General features: G+C 69.6%; 21 protein-coding genes and 1 riboswitch. Of the genes, 16 read left to right on the top strand and 5 right to left on the bottom strand.

The window, feature by feature from the left end; genetic code table 11:
- Positions 1-22: 22 nt before the first annotated feature.
- Genes ACN27E_RS14855 through ACN27E_RS14845 form a run of 3 tightly spaced genes read left to right on the top strand, consistent with a single transcriptional unit; the run spans position 23 to position 4311 of the window.
- The gene (locus ACN27E_RS14855; RefSeq protein ID WP_422742538.1) at positions 23-994 is read left to right on the top strand and encodes an NAD-dependent epimerase/dehydratase family protein; all 972 of its coding nucleotides are present in this window, start codon (positions 23-25) and stop codon (positions 992-994) included.
- Positions 995-1033: 39 nt separating this feature from the next.
- The gene (gene pta, locus ACN27E_RS14850) at positions 1034-3127 is read left to right on the top strand and encodes a phosphate acetyltransferase (RefSeq protein WP_422742537.1); all 2094 of its coding nucleotides are present in this window, start codon (positions 1034-1036) and stop codon (positions 3125-3127) included.
- Positions 3124-4311 carry an acetate kinase gene (locus ACN27E_RS14845; RefSeq protein ID WP_422742536.1) on the top strand — a complete coding sequence of 396 codons (1188 nt, stop codon included), beginning with the start codon at positions 3124-3126 and terminating at the stop codon, positions 4309-4311. Before pta ends, ACN27E_RS14845 begins: the two co-directional genes overlap by 4 nt.
- On the opposite strand, the gene ACN27E_RS14840 is transcribed toward ACN27E_RS14845, so the two are convergent.
- Entirely contained in the window at positions 4308-5423 is a 1116-nt protein-coding gene (locus ACN27E_RS14840; RefSeq protein WP_422742534.1) for an ROK family protein, read from the bottom strand. The genes ACN27E_RS14845 and ACN27E_RS14840 overlap by 4 nt on opposite strands.
- A gap of 61 nt (positions 5424-5484) precedes the next feature.
- On the opposite strand from ACN27E_RS14840, the gene xylA reads away from it, so the two are divergent.
- The 6 genes from xylA (at position 5485) to ACN27E_RS14810 (ending at position 12185) form a co-directional block, all read left to right on the top strand.
- On the top strand, positions 5485-6708 hold the full coding sequence (gene xylA / locus ACN27E_RS14835) for a xylose isomerase (protein ID WP_422742533.1): 1224 nt from the start codon (positions 5485-5487) through the stop codon (positions 6706-6708).
- Positions 6709-6832: 124 nt separating this feature from the next.
- Complete coding sequence (locus ACN27E_RS14830; protein WP_422742532.1) at positions 6833-7912, top strand: sugar ABC transporter substrate-binding protein; 1080 nt, start codon at positions 6833-6835, stop codon at positions 7910-7912.
- A 1-nt stretch (position 7913) separates the two neighbouring features.
- Positions 7914-8684 (top strand): ATP-binding cassette domain-containing protein, encoded by a 771-nt coding sequence (locus tag ACN27E_RS14825; RefSeq protein WP_422742530.1) that lies wholly within the window; start codon positions 7914-7916, stop codon positions 8682-8684.
- Positions 8685-8701: 17 nt separating this feature from the next.
- On the top strand, positions 8702-9967 hold the full coding sequence (locus ACN27E_RS14820; RefSeq protein ID WP_422742528.1) for a sugar ABC transporter permease: 1266 nt from the start codon (positions 8702-8704) through the stop codon (positions 9965-9967).
- A complete protein-coding gene (locus tag ACN27E_RS14815) occupies positions 9968-11140 on the top strand; it encodes an ROK family protein (protein WP_422742527.1) in 1173 nt (390 codons plus the stop codon).
- A gap of 184 nt (positions 11141-11324) precedes the next feature.
- On the top strand, positions 11325-12185 hold the full coding sequence (locus ACN27E_RS14810) for a hypothetical protein (protein WP_422749883.1): 861 nt from the start codon (positions 11325-11327) through the stop codon (positions 12183-12185).
- An 85-nt stretch (positions 12186-12270) separates the two neighbouring features.
- On the opposite strand, the gene ACN27E_RS14805 is transcribed toward ACN27E_RS14810, so the two are convergent.
- Genes ACN27E_RS14805 through glnX form a run of 3 tightly spaced genes read right to left on the bottom strand, consistent with a single transcriptional unit; the run spans position 12271 to position 16804 of the window.
- Positions 12271-14526: a serine/threonine-protein kinase PknG gene (locus ACN27E_RS14805; RefSeq protein ID WP_422742526.1), complete on the bottom strand. Its 2256-nt coding sequence runs from the start codon at positions 14524-14526 to the stop codon at positions 12271-12273.
- Entirely contained in the window at positions 14526-15485 is a 960-nt protein-coding gene (locus tag ACN27E_RS14800) for a glutamate ABC transporter substrate-binding protein (RefSeq protein ID WP_422742524.1), read from the bottom strand. Before ACN27E_RS14800 ends, ACN27E_RS14805 begins: the two co-directional genes overlap by 1 nt.
- On the bottom strand, positions 15485-16804 hold the full coding sequence (gene glnX / locus ACN27E_RS14795; protein WP_422742523.1) for a protein kinase G-activating protein GlnX: 1320 nt from the start codon (positions 16802-16804) through the stop codon (positions 15485-15487). Before glnX ends, ACN27E_RS14800 begins: the two co-directional genes overlap by 1 nt.
- A 132-nt stretch (positions 16805-16936) precedes the next feature.
- Here glnX and ACN27E_RS14790 point away from each other — a divergent pair, with 132 nt between their 5' ends.
- Positions 16937-17449 carry an NUDIX hydrolase gene (locus tag ACN27E_RS14790; protein ID WP_422742522.1) on the top strand — a complete coding sequence of 171 codons (513 nt, stop codon included), beginning with the start codon at positions 16937-16939 and terminating at the stop codon, positions 17447-17449.
- Here the strand turns inward: ACN27E_RS14790 and thiE are convergent.
- Positions 17412-18095 (bottom strand): thiamine phosphate synthase, encoded by a 684-nt coding sequence (gene thiE, locus ACN27E_RS14785; RefSeq protein WP_422742520.1) that lies wholly within the window; start codon positions 18093-18095, stop codon positions 17412-17414. The genes ACN27E_RS14790 and thiE overlap by 38 nt on opposite strands.
- A 24-nt stretch (positions 18096-18119) precedes the next feature.
- Positions 18120-18234: riboswitch (TPP riboswitch) on the top strand.
- On the opposite strand from thiE, the gene thiO reads away from it, so the two are divergent.
- The 6 genes from thiO (at position 18225) to ACN27E_RS14755 (ending at position 22590) form a co-directional block, all read left to right on the top strand.
- Entirely contained in the window at positions 18225-19235 is a 1011-nt protein-coding gene (gene thiO, locus ACN27E_RS14780; protein WP_422742519.1) for a glycine oxidase ThiO, read from the top strand. (Overlaps the previous riboswitch by 10 nt.)
- Before the next feature lie 10 nt (positions 19236-19245).
- On the top strand, positions 19246-19443 hold the full coding sequence (gene thiS, locus ACN27E_RS14775; RefSeq protein WP_422742517.1) for a sulfur carrier protein ThiS: 198 nt from the start codon (positions 19246-19248) through the stop codon (positions 19441-19443).
- The gene (locus tag ACN27E_RS14770; RefSeq protein WP_422742515.1) at positions 19436-20194 is read left to right on the top strand and encodes a thiazole synthase; all 759 of its coding nucleotides are present in this window, start codon (positions 19436-19438) and stop codon (positions 20192-20194) included. The genes thiS and ACN27E_RS14770 overlap by 8 nt, the downstream gene beginning before the upstream one ends.
- Complete coding sequence (locus tag ACN27E_RS14765; RefSeq protein ID WP_422742513.1) at positions 20191-20943, top strand: SGNH/GDSL hydrolase family protein; 753 nt, start codon at positions 20191-20193, stop codon at positions 20941-20943. Before ACN27E_RS14770 ends, ACN27E_RS14765 begins: the two co-directional genes overlap by 4 nt.
- Positions 20944-20956: 13 nt before the next feature.
- Positions 20957-21865: an ABC transporter ATP-binding protein gene (locus ACN27E_RS14760; protein ID WP_422742511.1), complete on the top strand. Its 909-nt coding sequence runs from the start codon at positions 20957-20959 to the stop codon at positions 21863-21865.
- Entirely contained in the window at positions 21862-22590 is a 729-nt protein-coding gene (locus ACN27E_RS14755) for an ABC transporter permease (RefSeq protein ID WP_422742509.1), read from the top strand. The genes ACN27E_RS14760 and ACN27E_RS14755 overlap by 4 nt, the downstream gene beginning before the upstream one ends.
- Positions 22591-22601: the final 11 nt, after the last annotated feature.

Raw genomic sequence — 22601 nt, 5'->3', positions numbered from 1 at the left:
GCACGGTCAGGTGGGCGTCCCGATGAGCGCTGACGACGCCGTCCTCGTCACGGGCAGCGCCGGATTCATCGGCAGCGCACTGGTGGCCCGCCTGCGGGAACTCGGCCGCCCCGTCGTGGGCGTCGACCGGGCGGCGCAGCCGGGCCCGGATTCACTACGCCTGGACCTCCAGACCCTCAGCGCGGAGGATCTTCCGCACCCGTGTCCGCCGACCATCGTCCACCTCGCCGCCCTGTCGAAAGAACCCGGCTTCCCCTGGCGGGACTACTTCGCCAACAACGCCGAGGCGACCCGGCGGCTCTGCCGGGTGGCCGACGAGGCGGGAGTGCGCAACATCGTCTTCACCAGTTCGATGATGGCCTTCGCCGCCGGACCCTGGCGGCGCGCGGAGGGCGACTTCGGCGATGCGGACACCGCGTACGGGGCGAGCAAGTTGCAGGCCGAGGAGATCCTGCGGGCCTGGCAGGTGGCCGACTCCGGGCGTCGCCTGCGTATCGTGCGGCCCGGAGTCGTGTTCGGCCCCGGCGATCAGGGCAACATGTCGCGGTTGGTCCGCGGCCTGAGCCGGCGCCGGTTCGGCTACATCGGCCGCGAGGACACCGTCAAGAGCTGCATCTACCTCAAGGACATGGTCCGGCTGCTGGTGCGGCTGATCGACGACGACGGCCCGCACGACACCTATCACGCCGTCTACCCGCAGCCCACCACCATCCGCGACCATGTCGACGCCATCAACAAGGCGTGGGGGTGGGACCGTCATCCGCCGACGGTGCCCTATCGTTTCGCGCTGGCGGCGGCCACCCCGTTCGCCGTGGTGGATCCGGCCGGCACCCGCTTCGGTGTGCATCCCAGGCGTATCCAGAAACTGCATCTCGACACCAACATCAGCGCCGAGCGGCTCACCGACATCGGCTTCACCCAGGAGTACTCGCTGGAGGAGGCGTTCGCCGATTGGCGTCGGGAATGCGGCGGAGGTCTACCGCCCGCACCGTGAGGCAGCGTGGCGCCCGAACGAGATGGCTAAGCTGGCCGGGTGGTCGACGGCAACCGCTCATCCGATCAGATTTCCGCCATCTACATCGCCTCCCCCGAGGGTGACACGGGTAAATCCACCGTCGCTCTGGGATTGCTGAGCCGGCTGACGGCCACGGTCCCCAAGGTGGGGGTCTTCCGGCCGATCGCCCGGCGCGCGGAGGGCCGTGACTACATCCTCGAGCTGCTGTTGGCGCGGGCCACCGCCGGTCTGCCGTACGAGGACTGCGTCGGGGTGGGCTACCGCGACATCCACGACGATCCCGACGGGGCGATCGCCGACATCGTCGACCGGTTCCACCGGATGGCCGACCGGTGCAACGCCGTCCTGATCGTCGGCAGCGACTTCACCGACGTGGCCAGCCCCAGCGAACTGTCCGTCAACGCCCGCATCGCCGCCAACCTCGGCGCCCCGGTGGTGCTGACCGTCAAGGCCAAGGACCGCACACCCGCCGACGTCGCGGAGGTGGTCGAGGTCTGTCTCGACGAGATCGCCGCCCAGCACGCCCACACCGCCGCAGTGGTGGCGAACCGTTGCGCGCCAGCCGAACTCGCCGCGGTGGGTGCGGCCTTGCAGCGGACCGACGGGCCGCAGGCGTATGTGCTGCCGGAGGAGCCGCTGCTGGTGGCGCCGTCGATGCGCGAACTGTGCGACGCGGTCGACGGTACTGTGCGCAGCGGCGACGAACGGTTGCTCGGCCGCGAGGCGATGGACGTGCTGGTGGCCGGCATGACCGCCGAACACGTCCTCGAGCGGCTCACCGAAGGCGTCGCCGTGGTGACGCCGGGCGACCGCTCCGACGTGGTGCTGGCGGTGGCCAGTGCTCATGTCGCCGAGGGGTTTCCGTCGCTGTCAGGAATCATCCTCAACGGCGGCCTGCAATTGCACCCGTCCATCGCCGACCTGGTCGCCGGCCTGAAGCTGCGCCTGCCGATCGTCACCACCGACTACGGGACGTTCGAGACCGCCCGGCGTGTCGCCGAGACGCGCGGGCGGGTCACCGCCGACTCGGCCCGCAAGATCGACACCGCGCTGACCTTGATGGACACCCACGTCGACACCGCCGATCTGCTCGGCCGGCTGGCCATCCCGATCCCGGCGGTGGTCACACCGCAGATGTTCACCTATCAGCTGCTCGACCAGGCCCGGTCGGACCGTAAGCGCATCGTGCTGCCCGAAGGGGAAGACGACCGGATCCTCAAGGCGGCAGGCCGGTTACTGCAGCGCGGCGTCGCCGACCTGACCATTCTCGGTGAGGAATCCCAGATCCGTTCCCGGGCCGCCGAACTCGGACTGGACCTGGACGAGGCGGTGGTGCTCGACCCGCGTACCAGCGAGTTGTGCGACGAGTTCGCCGAACAATACGCCGAGCTGCGCAAGCACAAGGGCGTCACGGTGGAGCAGGCGCGCGAGACCATCCACGATGTCTCCTACTTCGGCACCATGCTCGTACACAACGGCATGGTCGACGGGATGGTCTCGGGGGCGGCGCACACCACCGCCCACACCGTGCGTCCGGCGTTCGAGATCATCAAGACGCTGCCCGATGTGAACACGGTGTCGAGCATCTTCCTGATGTGTCTGGCCGACCAGGTGCTCGCCTACGGGGACTGCGCCATCGTCCCCGACCCGACATCCGAACAACTCGCCGATATCGCGATCTCCTCGGCACGTACGGCGGCCCGATTCGGCATCGAGCCCCGGGTGGCCATGCTGTCCTACTCGACGGGGACCTCGGGTACCGGCGCCGATGTCGACAAGGTCCGCGCAGCAACCGAACTCGTTCGCGAACGCGAGCCCGATCTGCTGGTGGAGGGACCCATTCAGTACGACGCGGCGGTCGAACCGTCGGTCGCCAAGACGAAGATGCCCGATTCGGCGGTGGCCGGTCGGGCGACGGTGCTGATCTTCCCCGACCTCAACACCGGCAACAACACCTACAAGGCGGTGCAGCGCAGCGCAGGCGCCATCGCGATCGGCCCGGTACTGCAGGGGCTCAACAAGCCGGTGAACGACCTGTCGCGCGGGGCGCTGGTCGAAGACATCGTCAACACGGTCGCCATCACCGCGATCCAGGCGCAGGGAGATTCATGAGCGGCACGGTGCTCGTACTCAACTCCGGCTCGTCGTCGGTGAAATTCCAGCTGGTGGAGCCGGATTCGGGTGCGTCGCTGGCCGACGGAACGGTCGAACGCATCGGCGAGGACTCCTCGTCGGCCCACCTGGTGCTCGGCGATCGCGAGGTCACCCGCGACGACCGGGTGCCCGACCATGAGGCCGCACTGCGCCTGGCATTCGAACTGTTCGACGAGGCGGGCGCGGAGCTGGCATCGGTGGGCCTGGCCGCAGTCGGTCACCGCGTGGTGCACGGCGGCCCGGATCTGTACCGGCCCACCGTGATCGACGACGATCTGGTGCACACCCTCACCGATCTGGCCGCTCTCGCACCGCTGCACAATCCGCCCGCGGTGCTCGGTATCGCGGTCGCCCGCAAGGCCTTGCCGGACCTGCCGCATGTCGCGGTGTTCGACACCGCGTTCTTCCACGATCTGCCCGCGGCCGCGGCGACCTATGCCATCGACCGGGAGGTGGCGGCCCGGTGGAACGTCCGTCGCTACGGGTTCCACGGCACCTCGCACCAGTACGTCAGCGAACAGGCCGCCGCGTATCTGGCCGCGCCGCCGGCCTCGCTCAGCCAGATCGTGCTGCATCTGGGTAACGGTGCGTCCGCATCGGCGATCGTCGGTGGCCGCCCGATCGACACCTCGATGGGACTCACGCCGATGGAGGGTCTGGTGATGGGCACCCGCTCCGGCGACGTCGATCCCGGGCTGCTGATCTACCTGTGGCGGACCGCGGGCATGGGAGTCGAGGAGATCGAGACCATGCTCAACAAGCGCTCCGGGGTGCGCGGTCTGGGCGGTGAAATCGACTTCCGGGTACTGCACGAGCGGATCCGATCCGGGGATGAGCAGGCGCAGTTGGCCTATGACGTCTACATCCACCGGCTGCGCAAGTACGTCGGGGCCTACCTGGCGCTGCTGGGCACCACCGACGTCATCACGTTCACCGCCGGGGTGGGCGAGAACGACGCCGCCGTGCGCCGCGACGTGTTGTCCGGGCTCGCGCCGCTGGGGATCGAACTCGACGAACACCTCAACGAGAGTCCGGCCCGAGCCGCGCGGCGTATCTCGGCCGACGCCTCGCCGACCACCGTGCTGGTGATCCCCACCAACGAAGAGCTCGCCATCGCCCGGGCCTGTCTGCAGGTGATCTAGCCCGCGCGGTATCCGGCGGGGTCGGCGAGGACCGGGGCGAAGGCCAGCTCGGCGGCTCCGATCGTCAGGGTCTGGTCGGCCAGGCTGGCCGCGACCACCCGCACCAGCTCCCGCGGAGCGGGCATACTGTGCCGGGCCACCGCGGAGTTCAGTGCCTCGGAGGCCATTTCGGGGAAGGCTCGCAGAAATCCGCCGAGCACGATGAGGCGGGGATTGAGCAGATTGATGGCCCCACCGAGTGCGATGCCGAGATAGCGGGCCTGCCGGGTGAGGGTGGCCGGGTCGCGCGTCGCGCAGACCTCGGTCTCCAGGCACCCGGTCGATCCGCAGTCGCACGCACGGGTCCCGCCGACGTACAGATGGCCCAATTCGCCGGCGTACCCTTGCGCTCCCGGCAGCACGTCACCGGCCATCACCAACGCGGCGCCGATCCCGCCGGCGCCGCCGTTGACGTAGATCATGTGGTCGGCCTGCGGATGGGCACCGAAGAGATGCTCGGCCACCGCGCCGACGTTGGCGTCGTTGGCGGCACGCACCGGCAACCCGGTGGCCTGCGTCAACATGTCGCCGATGCGCTCGTCGTGCCAGCCGAGGTGCGGTGCCATCCGCACCGTCGACTCCGCGGCGTGGACGAGTCCGGGGACGGCCACACCGATACCCGCGATGGCGCATTCCGGTTCCAGCGCCGCGCGCAGTCCGGCGACGGCGTCCACCACCACCGACACGGTGTCCCCGGCGGTCGGCACCCCGGTCGTCGGTGCGCGGATCACGTCGAGGACCGCCCCGCCCATCGCCACCAACGCCACGGTGATCGCGTCGATCTCGGGGTTCACCGCGATGCCGAGCACCTGTTCGCGGGGATGCACCAGCGGACTGGGCCGGCCCACCCCGTAGGCCGCGGTGCCCTGGGTTTCGCCGACCAGACCCGCGGCGCTGAGCTCTTCGACCAGATCCTTGACGGTGGACCGCGACAGGCCGGTGCGCCGGGTGAGTTCCGCCCGGCTGATCGACCGCTTGCGGTGCACCAGGGTCAGCACGGCCGAGAGATTGCGCCGCCGGACGTCGTCGCTGCTGGTTCCGGTCGGGGCCGGGTCGACCCTTGACAGTGACATGGACCACATCTTAAGTTCGCCGCCAGAACAAATCCACATCCATCTCAACCAGGAGGCGGCGATGTCCCTCACCGAGTCGGCGATTGTCGCGCAGTCCGGTCCGCGCCCGGGGCCGGCGGACAGATTCTCGTTCGGCCTCTGGACGATCGGCTGGACCGCCGGCGATCCGTTCGGTGCGGCCACCCGTCCGCCGCTCGATGTGGTCGAGGCCGTCGAACGCCTCGCCGCATTGGGCGCCTACGGGCTGACCTTCCACGACGACGATCTGTTCGGATTCGGTGCCTCCGACGCCGAGCGGCGCGCGCAGATCGGCAGGCTCACCACGGCGCTGGAGGCCACCGGCATGGTGGTGCCCATGGTCACGACGAACCTGTTCACCCATCCGGTGTTCAAGGACGGCGGGTTCACCAGCAACGACCGTGGCGTACGCCGGTTCGCGCTGCGCAAGGTGCTGCGCAACATAGACCTGGCCGCGGAACTCGGGGCGCAGACCTTCGTGCTGTGGGGCGGGCGGGAAGGCAGCGAATACGACAGCGCCAAGGACGTGCGCGCGGCGTTCGAGCGCTACCGCGAAGCGCTGGATCTGTTGTGCGCGTATGTGGTCGACCAGGGCTACCCGCTGCGCTTCGCGATCGAGCCCAAGCCCAACGAGCCCCGCGGGGACATCCTGCTGCCCACCGTCGGTCACGCGCTGGCGTTCATCGACACGCTGGCCCGCCCGGATCTGGTGGGGGTGAACCCGGAGACCGGCCACGAGCAGATGGCCGGGCTGAACTTCCTGCACGGAATCAGCCAGGCGCTCTACTGCGGCAAGCTCTTCCACATCGATCTCAACGGGCAGCGCGGCATCAAGTTCGACCAGGACCTGGTCTTCGGGCACGGCGATCTGATCAACGCCTTCTCCCTGGTCGAACTGCTCGAACACGGTGGCCCCGGGGGCGGCCCGGCCTACGACGGCCCACGCCACTTCGACTACAAACCCAGCCGCACCGAGGACGTCGACGGGGTGTGGGCGTCGGCGGCGGCGAATATGCGGATGTATCTGCTGCTCAAAGAGCGGGCGGCCGCTTTCCGGTCGGACCCCGAGGTGGCCGCGGCCCTGGAAGCCGCCCGTGTCGACGAGCTGCGGCGGCCGACCCTAGATGCCGGTGAGGGCTACCGGGAGCTGCTGGCCGACCGGAGCGCCTACGAAGAATTCGACGCCGAAGCATATTTCGGCGCAAAGGGTTTCGGATTCGTGCGGCTCAATCAGCTGGCCATCGAGCATCTGCTCGGGGCGCGCTGAGGCAAGATCGGCGCAAACCGTAGACGTGACGTGCGTCACGCTATATGTTGTCCGAAACAACAAACCCAAGGTGGCCTCGTGTGGCCTCAATGTGGCTGAGAGACCCGTCGAAGAGAGGCGAATCATGAAGAAGATGAGCGGACTGATGCTCGCAGTCGTCGTCGGGGCGGGGCTCACCCTCACCGCGTGCGGCAGCAACGGTGGCGGCGGGGGAGGTGACGGACAGAACCAGGCCGGCAAGATCGGCGTGATCCTGCCCGACACCAAATCCTCGGTGCGGTGGGAGACCAAGGACCGGCCGGCGCTGGAGAGTGCCTTCGAACAGGCCGGCGTGCCCTACACCATCCAGAACGCCGAGGGCTCGGCCGACAACATGGCCACCATCGCCGACAGCATGATCGCCGACGGCGTCACGGTGCTGGCCATCGTCAACCTCGACTCCGACAGCGGGGCCTCGATCCAGCAGAAGGCGGCCGCCCAGGGCGTCAAGACCATCGACTACGACCGGCTCACCCTCGGCGGATCGGCCGACGCGTACATCTCCTTCGACAACACCAAGGTCGGTGAACTGCAGGGTCAGGGACTCGTCGACTGTCTGGGCGGCCGGCCGTCGAATGTGCTGTTCCTCAACGGTTCCCCCACCGACAACAACGCCACCCTGTTCTCCGGTGGCGCGCACTCGGTGATCGACAAGACGCCGAGCATCCGGATCGTCGGTGAGCAGGCGGTGCCGGACTGGGACACCGACAAGGCCGTCACCATCTTCGAGCAGATGTACACCGCCGCCGACGGCAAGGTCGACGGTGTGTACGCCGCCAACGACGGTCTGGCCGGTTCGGTGATCTCGATCCTGGAGAAGAACCAGCGGGCGGGCCAGGTTCCGGTCACCGGTCAGGACGCCACGGTGGAGGGTCTGCAGAACATCGTCGCCGGCACCCAGTGCATGACCGTCTACAAATCCGCCCGCGAGGAAGCCGAAGCGCTGGCCAAGGCCGCCATCGCCCTGGCCAGGGGCGAACAGGTGCAGACGACGGCGACCTCCCGCGACGACACCGGCAACCGCGACGTGCCCTCGGTGCTGCTGGACCCGCAGCCGATCACCAAGAGCAACATCAGTGTGGTCTTCGACGACGGCGGGCAGTCGAAGGACGACGTGTGCACCGGCCAGTTCGCTGCGATGTGCACGGCTGCCGGGATCGGCTGACATGACCGAACCGCTGCTCGAACTGCGGGGCGTCAACAAGAGTTTCGGCGTGGTCCACGTCCTGCACGATGTCGACTTCGCGGTGTATCCCGGGGAGGTCACCGCACTGGTCGGCGACAACGGGGCCGGTAAGTCCACGCTGGTCAAGACGATCGCCGGCATCCACCCGATCGACAGCGGCACCTATCTGTTCGACGGGCGGCCGGTCACCGCGCACGGGCCGAACGACGTTGCGGCACTGGGTGTCGAGGTGGTCTACCAGGACCTTGCGCTGTGCGACAACCTCGACATCGTCTCGAACATGTTCCTGGGTCGGGAGCTCAGACGGCGCGGCATGCTCGACGAGGCCACCATGGAAACCCTTGCCCGCGAGGCACTCGCCTCGCTGTCGGTCCGCACCGTCACCTCGGTGCGCCAGCCGGTGTCCAGTCTCTCGGGTGGGCAGCGGCAGACCGTCGCGATCGCCAAATCGGTGCTGTGGAACTCGAAAGTGGTGCTGCTCGACGAGCCGACCGCCGCGCTGGGGGTGGCCCAGACCCGTCAGGTGCTCGACCTGGTGCGGCGGCTGGCCGATCAAGGCGTGGGCGTGGTGCTGATCTCCCACAATCTGGCCGATGTGTTCGAGGTCGCCGACCGGGTCTGCGCGCTGTACCTGGGCCGGGTGGCGGCCGAGGTGCCGGCCGCCGAGGTGACCCACAGCCAGGTGGTCGAGCTGATCACCGCGGGCCGTTCCGGCAGCCTCGGCCTCGCACCGGCCGAGGCCGCCCAGTAGATGCGAAGGGACCTCCGATGACGACACTCAACCGGCAACTCGCCGAGGCCGACTTCGCCGCCGATATGCGCACCGAGCAGAGCTTCACCGAAGCCGTCCGCGCCTATGTCAGACGGGTGCGCGGTGGCGATATGGGTTCGCTGCCCGCCGTTCTCGGACTCGTGGTGCTGTTCGTGGTGTTCGCCTTCGCCAACGACCGGTTCCTCTCGGCGCTCAACCTGGCCAATCTGGTCACCCAGGCCGGATCGATCTGCGTGCTCGCGATGGGGTTGGTGTTCGTCCTGCTGCTCGGCGACATCGATCTCTCCGCCGGGGTGGCCGGCGGCGTATCCGCATGTGCGATGGCGCTGACGGTCGTCGACCTGGGTTGGCCGTGGTGGGCCGCGATACTGGCCGGTGTGGCCTGCGGGGCGCTCATCGGGCTGGCCATCGGCGTGCTGCGGGCCCGGTTGGGCATCCCCTCCTTCGTGGTGACCTTGGCCTTCTTCCTCGGATTGCAGGGCGTCACACTGAAACTCATCGGCGAGGGCGGGTCCGTGCGGGTCGACGATCCGGTGATCCGGGGCATCACCATCCAGAACCTGTCGGTCACCGCGAGCTGGATCTGCGCGCTGGCCGTGGTCTTCGGATTCGCCGGACTGGAGCTGTACCGGCACCGTGCCAAGGTGTCCGCGGGACTGCACCATGCGCCGTTCGGCGTGGTGGCCGCCAGGATCGGTGCGGTCGCGGTGGTCGCGCTCGGCGTCACCTACGTGCTGTGCCTGAACCGGAGCGTGAACCCCAACATCCAGATCCGCGGTGTCCCTTACGTGTTGCCGATCGTGGCGATCCTGCTCATCGTGCTGACCACCGTGCTGGCCCGGACCTCCTACGGACGGCACATCTACGCGGTCGGTGGCAATCCGGAGGCGGCCCGCCGGGCCGGCATCGACGTCAACCGGATCCGGATGTCGGTCTTCGTGGTCGGCTCCTCGCTGGCCGCGCTCAGCGGCATCATCGCCGCCTCGTACGCCGGCAAGGTGTCGGCCTCCTCCGGAGCGGGCAACACACTGCTCTACGCGGTCGGCGCCGCAGTGATCGGCGGCACCAGCCTGTTCGGCGGCAAGGGCAGAGCCGTCGACGCGGTGATCGGTGGCGTCGTGATCGCCACCATCGCCAACGGCCTCGGCCTGCTCAACCAGTCCTCCTACATCAATTTCCTCGTCACCGGTGGAGTTCTGCTGCTCGCCGCCAGCGTGGACGCGATTTCCCGGCGTCGGCGCTCCGCGACCGGTCTGGCCTGAGTGCGCAACCAGGAGACGGTCCGGCGGCACAACCTGAGCACGCTGCTGCGCCGGCTGCACCTGGACGGTCCGCTGTCGCGGTCGCAGCTGACCACCTCGATGGCGCTCAACCGCAGCACCATCGCCGATCTCGTGGGTGAGCTCGAGGAGCTCGGGCTGGTTCGCCAGCAGCTGCCCAACGCCGGGGAACGGGCGGCGGCGGGCCGGCCGTCGGTCGGCGTCACCACCACCGCACGGGCCTGCGTCCTCGCTGTCGACATCCGGGTCTCGGAAGTGCGGGTCGCGCTGATCGGACTGGCCGGCGCGGTGCTCGCCACCGCCCGCGCCGACGTTCCGTCCGATCGGGACCCGCAGGCGACCGTGGCGACGGTCCACCAACTGTCCGGTGCCATCCTCCGCGGTGCCGGACAGTCGGCTCTGGTGGGCGTCGGGGTCGCCGTGCCGGGCATCGTCGCCCGCGACTGTGGAACCGTGCGGTTGGCGCCCAACCTGAACTGGCGCGACGTGCCGCTGGCCGACATGCTGGCCGAGGCGCTGGACCTGGGGATGCGACCGGTCCTGGGTAACGAAGCCGACCACGGCGCGCTGGCCGAACACCTGCGCGGCGTCGGCCGCAATGTGGACGAATTGGTCTATCTGTCAGGCGAAGTCGGTGTCGGAGCCGGACTGATCGCCGGCGGTCGTCCGGTCACCGGGATGTCCGGATTCGCCGGTGAGGTCGGGCATCTGCCGTTCGGCTCCGGGATGCGGACCTGTCACTGCGGGGCGGTCGGCTGCTGGGAGACCGAGATCGGCGCTGCCGCGATGGCCGACGCCGTCGGGTGCCCGAGCGACCGGCTCGCCGAGGTGGGTGACTACCTGGACCGGCTCGATGCGGCTCCGGCCGAGCTGGTGGCGGTGGGCCGCCGGCTCGGACACGGCCTCGCGGGTGTGGTCAACCTGCTCAACCCGGAGCTCATCGTGCTCGGCGGCTTCCTGCGGCCGCTGTACCGCTGGGTCGAACGCGATGTGCGCGAAGAAATGTCGTCGCGGGCGCTGCGCATCCCCGGTATGGCTCCGCGCATCGTGCTGCCGGGACTGGGCGACCGGTCGGTGTTGATCGGCGCCTCGGAGGTGGCGTTCCGCGCGCTGCTCGACGATCCGGTCGGCTGCCTATCGGCGAGTGTGCGCTGACGGCGCCGAGTGTGCGCTGATGGTCTCGAGTGTGCGCCCAGGGCGGCCGTTTTCGTGTTTCGTCACCCTCAGTGCACACTCGATGCCCGGAGCGCACACTCGAACCCGGGCATTCCTGTGGACAACCGCCGCTGCTGGGGGCGGGAACGTCGGAGGGGTGGGTCAGGGTCCGGGCATGACCCTGATGAGCGGGCCCTTCGTCGGTAGCGAGGCACTCGCGAACGGCACGTTGAGCCGACACCAGCTGCGCACCCGGTACCGGGCGCTCTTTCCGGACGTCTACCTGTCGAAGAACTCAACGCCGTCGCTGCGGCAACGCGTCGCGGCAGCCCGGTTGTGGGCGGGTGGCGGGGCCACCGTCGGCGGGCTGGCGGCGGCCGCACTGCACGGGGCCAATTGGATCGACGAGGCCACCGCGATCGAGCTGATCCACCCCAACCCACGCCCACCACGCGGCATCACGACGCGGCGCGACGTCCTGCTGGCGGGGGAACGCCGGCTGGTGAACGGTCTTCATGTCACCACGGCCGCACGGACGGCGTTCGACCTGGGCCGTAGGGGCGAGGTCGGCCACGCGGTGGCACGGCTCGACGCGCTCTTTCGGGCGACTGGCCTGACCGTCGACTCCGTCGGCCAGGTGGCACGGCGACATCCCGGCGCGCGCGGTCTGCGCCAGCTCGAGACCGTGCTCGAACTGGTCGACGCGGGAGCGGAATCCCCGAAGGAATCCTGGCTGCGCCTGCTGTTCATCCGCGCGGGGCTGCCGATTCCCCAGACGCAGATCCCCGTCCGGGCGGGCGGCGACGTTCCGTTCGTCTATCTGGACATGGGTTGGCAGGACTGCATGGTCGCCGCCGAGTACGACGGCGAGCATCACCAGACCAGGCGGTCGGTCTATGCGAAGGACATCCGCCGCGCCGAGCGCGTCACTGAGGCCGGATGGACGGTGGTGCGCGTGGTCAAGGAGGACCATCCGAACGACATCCTGCGCCGAGTACGCAACGCGATGGCTTCTCGATCCTCGAGTGTGCAATGGCGGCTTTGAGCGTGCGTCCAGGGCGGGCGTTTTCGTGTTTCGTCACCCTCAGTGCACACTCGTCGCCCGGAGTGCACACTCGAACGGTTAGCCGCTAGAAAGCGCTCGGCGGGCGCACGCTGTTGGCCAGGTCGACCAGCGCATAGCGATGCGCCTGCGTCGGGGCCACTCTGGCCAGTGCGCGTAGTGACGCCTCCACGCCCAGTTGCAGCCCGTGCTCGGTGAACGGAAAGCCCAGGATGTGGTTGGTGCTCGCATCGTGGTCGGCCAGCCAGTCCATCGCGGTGCCGAGCACCAGCGCGCGGATCTGCAGTACCCGCGGCTCGGTGTCGGGCAGGGCTTCCACTCGTCGCGCGGCATCGCGGATCTGCTGTTCGGTGATCTCGCTCGACGAGCGGCCCGACAACAGCGTCACCGCACTGGTCAACCGCGCCGTGGTGAAATGCCGTGAGGTGGCCGGTACTTGGTCGAGGGTGCGGACGGCGCCGTCGCGATCGCCCTGCACCGATTGAGCGCGCGCCATGCCGAAGGCCGCCGAGATCACACCGCGGTCGGTGCCCCACACCGTGTGGTAGAAATTGCGCTCCGCGCTGGGTGCGGCGTCCCATCCCGCCAACTCCGCGGTCGCGGCCAGCGCCAGCTTCGGCGCGAGCTCGCCGGGCACGGTGTCGAGCACCTCGGTGAAGTGTTTGGTCGCCGCCTCCAACTCGCCGGACAGCAGTTCCGAGACCGCGCGGAACCACACCAACCGCCAACGCCAACCCACCCGCGCGGCCAGATCGTCGAGCTTCTTCGTCGCCTTCGCCACGTCACCCAGATCGAGGAGCGCACGGGTCTCCATCAGCGGCAGCTCGACCGATTCGGACAGGTCGATGCCTTCGGAGTCCAGCGATCCGTGCCGGGCCGCCCGCAGCGAATCCAGGGTCTGGACCGGCTCGCTGAGCACTGTCGCCGACAGGACGGTGGCGCCGACGTCGGCCGGGTCGAGCAGCGGCACCGGCAGCGCCTTGACGATCTCCTGGGCGGTCAGCTTCTCGGAGTGCACCTGACCGTCGACGTAGACGTCGGTGTGGGCCACCAGCAGGTCGACGCCGAACGTCGAACGCGACGGTGAGAACACCGTCGACAGACCCGGCCGGGGTACCCCGGTGTCCTTGGCGACCACCTCGCGCAGCACGCCGAGCAGCTGCGAGGACATCTCCTCTGAACTGCCGAAACGGCGCCGCGGATCCGGATCGGTCGCCCGGCGCAGCAGCCGCGCGAACGAGTCGTACTGGGTGAGCACCGGATCGCCTTCAGGTAGCCCGTCGACGTAACGGCCCTTGCGCGTGCGCAATTCGAGTGTCAACGCGGCCAGCGTCCGGCCCACGGTGTAGATGTCGCTCTGCACCGTCGGACCCGTCCGCACGATCTCGGGTGCCTGATAACCCGGCGTGCCGTACAGATAGCCGAACGAGTTGATCGTCGACACCGCCCCCAGGTCGATCAGCTTGACCTGGTCCTCGGTCAGCATGATGTTCTCGGGTTTGAGGTCGTTGTACGTCAGACCGATCGAGTGCAGATAACCCAGCGCCGGCAGGATCTCCAGCATGTAGCCGATGGCCTGGGCGACCGGAAGCCGGTGTCCCTTGGCCTGTTTGAGTGACGCACCGCCGACGTACTCCATGACGATGTACCCGACGGGATTGCCGTGCTTGTCCTCGTGCTCGACGAAGTTGTAGATCTTGACGATGCCGGGGTGGGTGACCTCGGCCAGGAACTGGCGCTCAGCCATCGCGATCGCCTGCGCCTCGGCGTCGCCCGAATGCACCAGACCCTTGAGCACCACCGGCCGTTCGTTGACATTGTGGTCGAACGCCAGGTACACCCAGCCCAGCCCGCCGTGGGCGATGCACCCCTTGATCTCGTACTGGTCGGCGACCATATCGCCGGGATTGAGTTGCGGCAGGAAGGAATACGGGCTGCCGCAGTGCGGGCACCAGCCCTCCGACAGCGCTTCGCCGTCCGAGGAGGACCGTCCCACCGGGCGTCCGCAGTTCCAGCAGAAGCGCTTCGCCTCGGCGACCACCGGATTGGTCATCAGCGCTTCGAGCGGATCCTTGGCCGGCACCCGCGGGATCTCGACCAGTCCGCCACCGAGTCGGCGCACCGGCGAGAGGGTGCGCACGATGGTCGTCGCGTGATCCTGGGGTTCGGTGTCCCCGGTGTGGAAGCCGATGCTGTCCGAATCGTCGAAGTTCGGGCGGTACACCGCTTGGGTGGCCATCGGCCGCATCGTCGACATCGAATCCAGCTCGAGGTCGTCGAGGCTCGCGGGCTGGGTGCCCGGTTCCTCCTCGGTGTCAGACATCAGTCCACGTACCTCGCCACGGGTGGCGACGGCGCCGGACCCAGGACCGTCAGCCACTTGCGGTACAGCGCGTACCAGGTGCCGTCGCGGCGGATGCGCGCCAGGGTGCCGTTGACGAAGCGGACCAGGCCGGTGTTCTCCAGGTTGACGCCGATGCCGTAGGGCTCCTCGTTGAGGCTCGGTCCGACGATGTGCAGATAGGGATCCTGGGACACCAGCCCGGCCAGGATCGCGTCGTCCGTGCTGACGGCGTCGACCTGCCGCTGCTGCAGCGCCACCAGACAGTCGGCCCATGTCACCGTCGCCACGATGATCGGTGACGGACTGATCTGCTGGATGCGCCGCAGCGACGTGGTGCCCTTGACGACGCACACCCGCTTGCCCGACAGGTCGGCGGCCCGCGTGATCGCCGAATCGCGCGGGGCCAGGATGCGCTGGTTGGCGGTGAGGTACACGGTGGAGAAGGCGACCTGCTTCTTGCGCTCACAGGTGATGGTCATGGTCTTGACGACGACGTCGACCTGATTGTTGCGCAGCGCGGCGATCCGGTCGGCCGACGACAAGATGCGGTACTCGACCTGCGCCGGGCTGCCGAAGATGTCGCGGGCGATCTCCCCGGCGATATCGACGTCGAAACCGGTGATGTCCCCGGTGATCGGATCCCGGAACGAGAACAGATTGCTGCCGATGTCGAGGCCGACGATGAGCCGGCCGCGGTTGCGGATGTTGGCGACGGCCTCATCGGCCTCGTCCTGGGTGGGGAACGGACGGAGGCTGGCGGTGCGGTTGCAGTCGTTGTTGGCGGGCATCGGCACCCGAACCGGCTCCGGCGGCAGCTCCTGCATACCCGCCGGGCTCGGCGGTGCCAGCGTCACACCGGGTGCGGCATCGGTCGATCCGGCCTGCGCGCAGCCGGCCAGCAGCGTCGCTGCGGCGAGGAGAGCAACGAGGCGCTTCATCACCGGTACTCACTCAATCGTGGCCACAACCCGAGCGCCACCGCGATCGCCGCGATCACACTGAGCACCGCCGCACCCGCCGTCGCACCTGAGAGCACCCGCCGGGCATTGAGGATGTCGCTGCGCAGTTGGGTACGACTCTGCTCGATGCCTTTGTTCAGTGCCTCGTTGAGCTCGTCGAACGCCGGCGTCGAATCGTCCTCCCCGGTTCCGAGCGCCACCTGGGTGGCGGCCTGGTAGTTACCGACCGCGATGTAGGCGTTGATGCGGTCGTCGGCGGCCCGCCACCGGGTCAACAGCTTCTCCGCCGCGAGCAGGTCGGTCTTGTCGATCGCGTTGTCCCGTTCGAGGTAGTCCGACAGCTGCGACTGCATCACGTCGATGCGCTGATAGTAGGACTGCTTGCGCACATCCTCGTCACCGCGGCGGATCAGCGCCAAGGTCTCGTCCGCCCGGGCCTGCTGGGCGGTGATGGCCAGCGTGGTGATCGTCTTGAGTGACTCCGCGCCGGCGCCCTTGGCGCTGCGGCTGTCGGCGGTCGAGATGGTCAGTGCGGTGCCGACCCAGAGCACCATGATCAGCACCGCGAGCCCGCCCGCGACGAACCCGGCGTTCACCCGACGCCGGGTGCGCCGCGCCAGCCAGCGGTTGGCGAACAGCCCGAACAGCAGGGTGGCGAGCACCACCAGGATCACCGGGGCCGGGATCCGCGTCGAGGCGGTCGTCTCCTCGTCCACCCGCGCCGAGGTCTGCTCGTACAGCCGCTGGGCGTCCGGCAGGATCTTCGCCTGCATCAGCGACGAGGCCTCCGAGAGATACGACGAACCCACCGGGTTACCCGACCGGTTGTTGGTGCGCGCCGTCTCGACCAGCCCGGTGTAGACCGCGAGCTCGGCGTTGATCCGGCCGAGCAGCTGCACCAGGTCCTCGTCGGTCAGACCACTCGAGGCCCGGGTCAGGGCCACCGCGGCATCGGTGATCGCCTGCTCGTAGCGTTGCCGGACGTCGCGCGGTTCGGTGCCGGCGATGAAGGCGGTGGCCGCCGCCGCATCGGCCACCGAGAGCCGTGTGTAGAGCTGCCCGGCCGCGAACGACAGCGGTTCGGTGTGGTCGAGCACCGTGGTCAGCGCCTGCTGACGATCGTCGATCGTGGTCGAGGTGGCCAGGGCGCTGGCGATCGCCAACGCCGAGAGCACCAAGCCGATGGTCAGGATCCGGCCCGGGGTGGTCCAGAGAAACCACCAGCGAGGATGCGCCGGCGTGGTCGGGGACCGGGACGCCAGCGGCTCGGTTGACGGGTGCGCCAACTCCACAGTCACCTGTGTGCGGTCCTCATCTATTCGGCAACTTTCCGACCCGTCCAACGTATCTGAGAATCCTAAGAGTTACCGGTACGCCGCGCGCCGAATCGGGACAGAGCCGTCGGAGGGATCGCCGCATATCCTGTATTCGTGCGTGGGGACGGTGACGGCTGGGTGTTCTCCGAAAGTGGCGGACGGTTCTGGGGGCGTCATGGAGCGGCCGGACTGCTGCTGCGGGCGCCCCGGCCGGACGGATCGGCGGCAGTTCTGCTGCAACACCGGGCCCCGTGGAGTCACCAGGGCGGAACGTGGGGGCTGCCGGGCGGTGCTCGCGACAGCCACGAGACGCCCGAACAGGCCGCGGTCCGGGAGGCGCACGAGGAAGCCGGACTGCCCGCCGAGCGACTCACCGTGCGCACCACCGTGGTGACCGCCGAATTCAGCGGCTGGACCTATACGACCGTGATCGCCGATGCCGCCGAGCAGCTCGACACCGTGCCGAACCGGGAGAGCGCCGAACTGCGCTGGGTGGGGGAGGACGAGGTCGACTCGCTACCGCTGCACCCGGGGTTCGCCGCCAGCTGGCAGCGGTTGCGCAGCGTCACCGCGTCCATTCCGCTGCTGGTCAACGGTCGGCGGTCAGAGCGGTCCGAAGGCGCCTAGCGGCCGCAGCCGGGTCGTCGGCGGCGGTGATGGCCCGGACCACCACGATGCGCCGAGCGCCGGCGGCCAGCACCTCGGGCAGCCGCTCCTCGTCGATCCCGCCGATCGCGAACCATGGCTTGTCGGTCTGCAGTGCCGCCGCCGCGCGGACCAGATCCAGCCCCGGTGACCGCCGGCCCGGTTTGGTGGGCGTCGGCCAGCACGGGCCGACGCAGAAATAGTCGACGTCCTCGGTGACGGCGGCAATGGCCTGGTCGAGGTCGTGGGTGGACCGTCCGATCAGCGGCCGCTCGCCGATGATGCCGCGGGCCACCTCGAGCGGCAGATCGTCCTGGCCCAGATGCAGGACGTCGGCGTTCCCGGCCAGCGCGATGTCGGCGCGGTCGTTGACCGCCAGCAGCGCCCCGTGCCGGTGCGCGGCATCGGCCAGGATCTCCAGCGCAGCGAGTTCCGCGCGTGCTTCCAGCGGTCCGAACCGCTGCTCGCCGGCCGACCCCTTGTCCCGCAGCTGGATCACGTCGACCCCGCCGGCCAGGGCGGCGTCGGCGAAATCCGCGAGGTCGCCGCGGTCGCGACGGGCGTCGGTGCACAGATACAGCCGGGCGTCGGTGAGCGCTGGCGCGGGGCGTCGGTCGGCTTCGTGCACATCCGAACGCTAGCGACTACCGTGGGTCGCCGACACGGGAGTCCCGGGGACGCGGGACTGAGAGTGGGCCAGACAGCCGGCCCTGACCGTCAAACCTGATCCGGGTCATGCCGGCGAAGGGAGGTGTTTGTGGAGCGGACCCTGGCCGTCGTCGGCGGCGGTGTGATCGGGCTGGCCGTCGCCCGCCGCGCCGCCCAGGACGGATGGTCGGTGCGGGTGCACCGCGGCCACGACCGAGGCGCCTCCTGGGTGGCCGGCGGAATGCTCGCCCCGCACAGCGAAGCCTGGCCCGGTGAGGAGGCTCTCCTGCGCCTCGGCCTCGACTCGCTGCGGCTGTGGCACACCGGCTTCCTCGACGGCCTCCCGCCCGAGGTCGTGACCGCACGCGAATCCCTGGTGGTGGCGGTGGACCGCGCCGACGCCGCGGATCTGCGCACGGTCGGGCAATGGCTGGGCGCGCAGGGCCACCCCGTCACACTGACCTCGGCGGCACGCGAGATCGAACCGCTGCTTGCGCAGGGCATCCGGCACGGCTTCGTCGCCGACACCGAACTGGCCGTCGACAACCGCGCCCTCGTCGACGCATTGGCCGCGCAGTGCGAGCGGCTGGGCGTGCGGTGGGCGCCCGCGGTAACCGATCTGTCCGCGGTCGACGACGTCGACGTGCGGGTGATCGCCAACGGGGTCGACGCCCCGGCGCTGTGGCCAGGGCTGCCCATTCGGCCGGTCAAGGGCGAAGTGCTGCGGCTGCGGTGGCGGCGCGGGTGTATGCCGGTACCGCGCCGGGTGATTCGCGCGCGGGTGCACGGCAGACAGGTGTATCTGGTCCCGCGCCGCGACGGTGTGGTGATCGGTGCGACACAGTACGAGCACGGCCGCGACACCGCGCCGGCCGTCAGCGGGGTGCGTGACCTGCTCGACGACGCCTGCACGGTGATGCCGGCGCTGAGCGAGTACGAGTTCGCCGAATGCGCCGCCGGGCTACGGCCGATGACACCGGACGGACTGCCGCTGGTCCATCGGCTCGACGACCGTACGGTGCTGGCCGCCGGACACGGCCGCAACGGATTCCTGCTGGCGCCCTGGACCGCCCAGCGGGTGGCCGCGGACCTGGCCGAGACGGTGGGAGTCACGACATGAGGGGTGTCCGATGAACGTCACGGTGAACGACGAACACGTGGAGATCGACGACGCGACGACGGTCGCCGAGCTGGTGGCGCGAATGGGATTCCCGGACCGGGGTATCGCCGTGGCCGTGGACTGGTCGGTGCTGCCGCGGGCCCAATGGGCCACGCCGCTGCGCGACGGCGCGCGCGTCGAGGTCGTGACGGCGGTGCAGGGTGGCTGATTCCACCTTGACCATCGCCGGCCGGGACTTCGGATCCCGGCTGATCTGCGGCACCGGCGGCGCGGCGAACCTCGCCGTCCTGGAAGCCGCGCTGGTCGCGTCGGGCACCGAGTTGACCACCGTCGCGGTGCGCCGGGTCGACGCCGAGGGCGGTACCGGTGTGCTCGACCTGCTCGACCGGCTCGGCATCATGGCGCTGCCCAATACGGCCGGGTGCCGGGGGGCGGCCGAGGCGGTGCTCACCGCGCAGCTGGCCCGCGAGGCGCTGGGTACCGACTGGGTGAAGTTGGAGGTGATCGCCGACGAACGCACCCTGCTCCCCGACGCCGTCGAGCTGGTGCGCGCGGCAGAGCAACTGGTGGACGACGGTTTCGTGGTGTTGCCGTACACCAACGACGATCCGGTGCTGGCGCGCCGGCTCGAGGACATCGGCTGCGCGGCGGTGATGCCGCTGGGTTCGCCGATCGGCACCGGGCTGGGCATCGCCAACCCGCATCACATCGAGATGATCGTCGAGGCGTCCGGGGTGCCCGTCATCCTCGACGCCGGGATCGGAACGGCCAGCGATGCAGCGCTGGCCATGGAGCTCGGATGTGACGCGGTGTTGCTGGCCAGCGCCGTCACCCGGGCCGCCGACCCGCCGGCGATGGCCGCGGCGATGGCCGCCGCGGTCACGGCGGGGCATCTGGCCCGGCACGCCGGACGGATTCCCAAGCGCTACTGGGCCCAGGCGTCGAGTCCGGCGCTGTGACGGGGCGCTACGTCGCGTTGGGTTCGTCGATGGCGGCGGGTCCGGGAATCCGGCCGCCGGCACCCGGTGCGCCGCTGCGGGCCGCGCGGTCGGCGCGCAACTATCCGCACCTGGTGTCGGAGCGGCTGGGTCTGCAGTTGGTCGACGTCACGTATTCGGGCGCCACCACCGCCCACCTGCTCGACGATCCGCAGCACGGGACGCCGCCGCAGATCGGCGCCCTCGACGGCACCGAGGCGCTGGTGACGATCACCATCGGCGGCAACGACGTGGGATATGTGCCCATGCTGATGGCGGCCGGACTGCCGCGGGTGGCGCGGCTGCTGCCGCCGGTGGGTGCGCTGTTCGACCGCACCGCGCGCGACCGGGCACTGGTGGCGGTCGGCGACTCCCTGCAGCGGGTCGGCCGGGCCGTGCGCGAACGCTCCCCGAAGGCACGTGCGCTCTTCGTCGACTATCTGACGCTGCTCCCGCCGGCCGGCACCGCCGCTCCGCCGCTGTCGGACGCCGATGTCGCGCTGGGCCGGCGGATGGCCGACACGCTCGAGCGGCTCACCGGTGCGGCGGCCACCGCGACCGGATGCGAATGGCTGCGGGCGGCTCAGGCCAGCGGTGACCATCACGCTTGGTCCGCCCAGCCCTGGACCACCCGGCCCGGGGTGCCGTGGCCACGTCGGCCGGCCCCGCTGCACCCCAATGCCGCGGGGATGCGGGCGGTTGCGGACATGATCGTCGCGACACTGAGCTGACACCATGGTCGGTGTGATCGCACTCGAAGGCCTGACGAAGAAGTACGGCGCAACCGTCGCCGTCGATGGTCTGACCTGCACGGTCGAGCCCGGTGTGGTGACCGGATTCCTCGGGCCGAACGGCGCAGGCAAGACCACCACCATGCGGCTGATCCTGGGGTTGGACCGGCCGACCGCGGGCACCGCGACCATCGACGGTGTGGCCTATCGCGCTCTGCGCGACCCGGCGCGCGTCGTCGGTGCCCTACTCGACGCCCGTCAGGCGCATCCGAACCGGACGGCCCGCAATCACCTCCGGTGGATCGCGGCGGCCAACCGGATCCCGACGTCGCGGGTCGACGAGGTGCTCGAGATCGTCGGCATGGCGCCCGCCGCCGACCGTGCCGCGGGGGCGCTGTCGCTCGGGATGGGGCAGCGGCTGGGTATCGCGGCCGCCCTGCTCGGTGACCCGCCGGTCCTGCTGTTCGACGAGCCGGTCAACGGGCTCGACCCCGAGGGCATCCACTGGGTGCGCACCCTGATGCGCGCGCTGGCCGCGGAGGGCCGCACCGTGCTGGTGTCCAGCCACCTGCTCTCGGAGATGGCCCAGACCGCCGACCGGCTCCTGGTCATTGGCCGGGGGCGGCTCATCGCCTCGACCACCGTCGGCGACTTCGTGAGCCGATCCGGCGGCGATACGGTTCTGGTGCGCAGCCCCCAGTCCGAACAGCTGCGCGATGTGCTCACCGGCGCGGGCATCAGCGTCGGCGACCAGCGCGAGGGTGGGCTGACGGTCTTGGGGGTGTCCGCCGACGTGGTCGGAGAACTGGCGGCCCGCAACGCGATCACCCTGCACGAACTCAGCCCCCAGCGGGCGTCCCTCGAGGAGGCGTATCTGAAGATGACCGATGACGCAGTGGACTACCGGGCGGGCCGCCCATGAGCGTGCTGCCGGTGCTCGACGCCGAACGGATCAAACTGGTCACCACCCGCTCGTCGCTGTGGTCGGCGGGGGCCGTCGTCGTGCTGTCGCTCGGGGTGACCGCCATGCTGACCGCGGCCAGCAGCGACTACGACCCGATGACACCCGAGGAGGCCATCCTCGGCGTCGCCGTCTTCGGTGTGCCGGTGCTGATGGTCCTCGCGTCGCTCACGATGACCGGGGAATACCGCTCCGGGCTCATCCGCTCGACGTTCCTGGCCGTCCCCCGGCGCCCGCTGGTGCTCGTCGCCAAAGCGGTCGTGGCAGGTGGTTTCAGCGGTCTGTGTGCCGCGTTGACGAGCGTCGTCGCCGCTCTCATCGCGGGTCTCTCGCCGGCGGCCGAGTCGACGTGGCGGGCGGTCGGCGCGGTGACGCTCTACGCCGTGCTGGCCGCGGTCCTCGGGGTGGCCGTCGGTGCGCTGATCCGGTTCGCCGCGGGAGCGGTGGCCGTCCTGCTGCTGTGGCCGCTGGTGATCGAGCCGGTGCTGGGCAACATGCCCAACATCGGCAGCGAGATCGGCGCCTACCTCCCGTTCGCGAACATGTTCGAATTCCTCGACGTCGCTTGGTTGTTCCCGGCCTACAGCGTGCCGTGGGGACAGGCGGGAGCGGTCGTGTACTTCGCCATCGTGGTGGCCGCCGTCTTCGTCGCGGCGGTCGTGGTGGTCGATCGCCGCGATGCCTGATCGCTAACGTG

The sequence above is a fragment of the Mycobacterium sp. WMMD1722 genome, assembly GCF_049315205.1.
Taxonomy (GTDB): Bacteria; Actinomycetota; Actinomycetes; order Mycobacteriales; family Mycobacteriaceae; genus Mycobacterium.
The sequence above is the reverse complement of the archived record's forward strand: the minus strand, read 5'-3'. Positions and strand labels throughout refer to the sequence as shown.

What these genes read in the sequence shown, in the direction of transcription:
- ACN27E_RS14755 (WP_422742509.1), top strand. Translation starts at nt 21,862, where the DNA reads ATGAGCGTGCTGCCGGTGCTCGACGCCGAACGGATCAAACTGGTCACC.
- ACN27E_RS14805 (WP_422742526.1), bottom strand. Translation starts at nt 14,526, where the DNA reads ATGTCTGACACCGAGGAGGAACCGGGCACCCAGCCCGCGAGCCTCGAC.
- ACN27E_RS14855 (WP_422742538.1), top strand. Translation starts at nt 23, where the DNA reads ATGAGCGCTGACGACGCCGTCCTCGTCACGGGCAGCGCCGGATTCATC.
- xylA (WP_422742533.1), top strand. Translation starts at nt 5,485, where the DNA reads ATGTCCCTCACCGAGTCGGCGATTGTCGCGCAGTCCGGTCCGCGCCCG.
- ACN27E_RS14845 (WP_422742536.1), top strand. Translation starts at nt 3,124, where the DNA reads ATGAGCGGCACGGTGCTCGTACTCAACTCCGGCTCGTCGTCGGTGAAA.
- ACN27E_RS14825 (WP_422742530.1), top strand. Translation starts at nt 7,914, where the DNA reads ATGACCGAACCGCTGCTCGAACTGCGGGGCGTCAACAAGAGTTTCGGC.
- ACN27E_RS14810 (WP_422749883.1), top strand. Translation starts at nt 11,325, where the DNA reads ATGAGCGGGCCCTTCGTCGGTAGCGAGGCACTCGCGAACGGCACGTTG.
- thiS (WP_422742517.1), top strand. Translation starts at nt 19,246, where the DNA reads ATGAACGTCACGGTGAACGACGAACACGTGGAGATCGACGACGCGACG.
- ACN27E_RS14800 (WP_422742524.1), bottom strand. Translation starts at nt 15,485, where the DNA reads ATGAAGCGCCTCGTTGCTCTCCTCGCCGCAGCGACGCTGCTGGCCGGC.
- ACN27E_RS14820 (WP_422742528.1), top strand. Translation starts at nt 8,702, where the DNA reads ATGACGACACTCAACCGGCAACTCGCCGAGGCCGACTTCGCCGCCGAT.
- ACN27E_RS14830 (WP_422742532.1), top strand. Translation starts at nt 6,833, where the DNA reads ATGAAGAAGATGAGCGGACTGATGCTCGCAGTCGTCGTCGGGGCGGGG.
- ACN27E_RS14840 (WP_422742534.1), bottom strand. Translation starts at nt 5,423, where the DNA reads ATGTCACTGTCAAGGGTCGACCCGGCCCCGACCGGAACCAGCAGCGAC.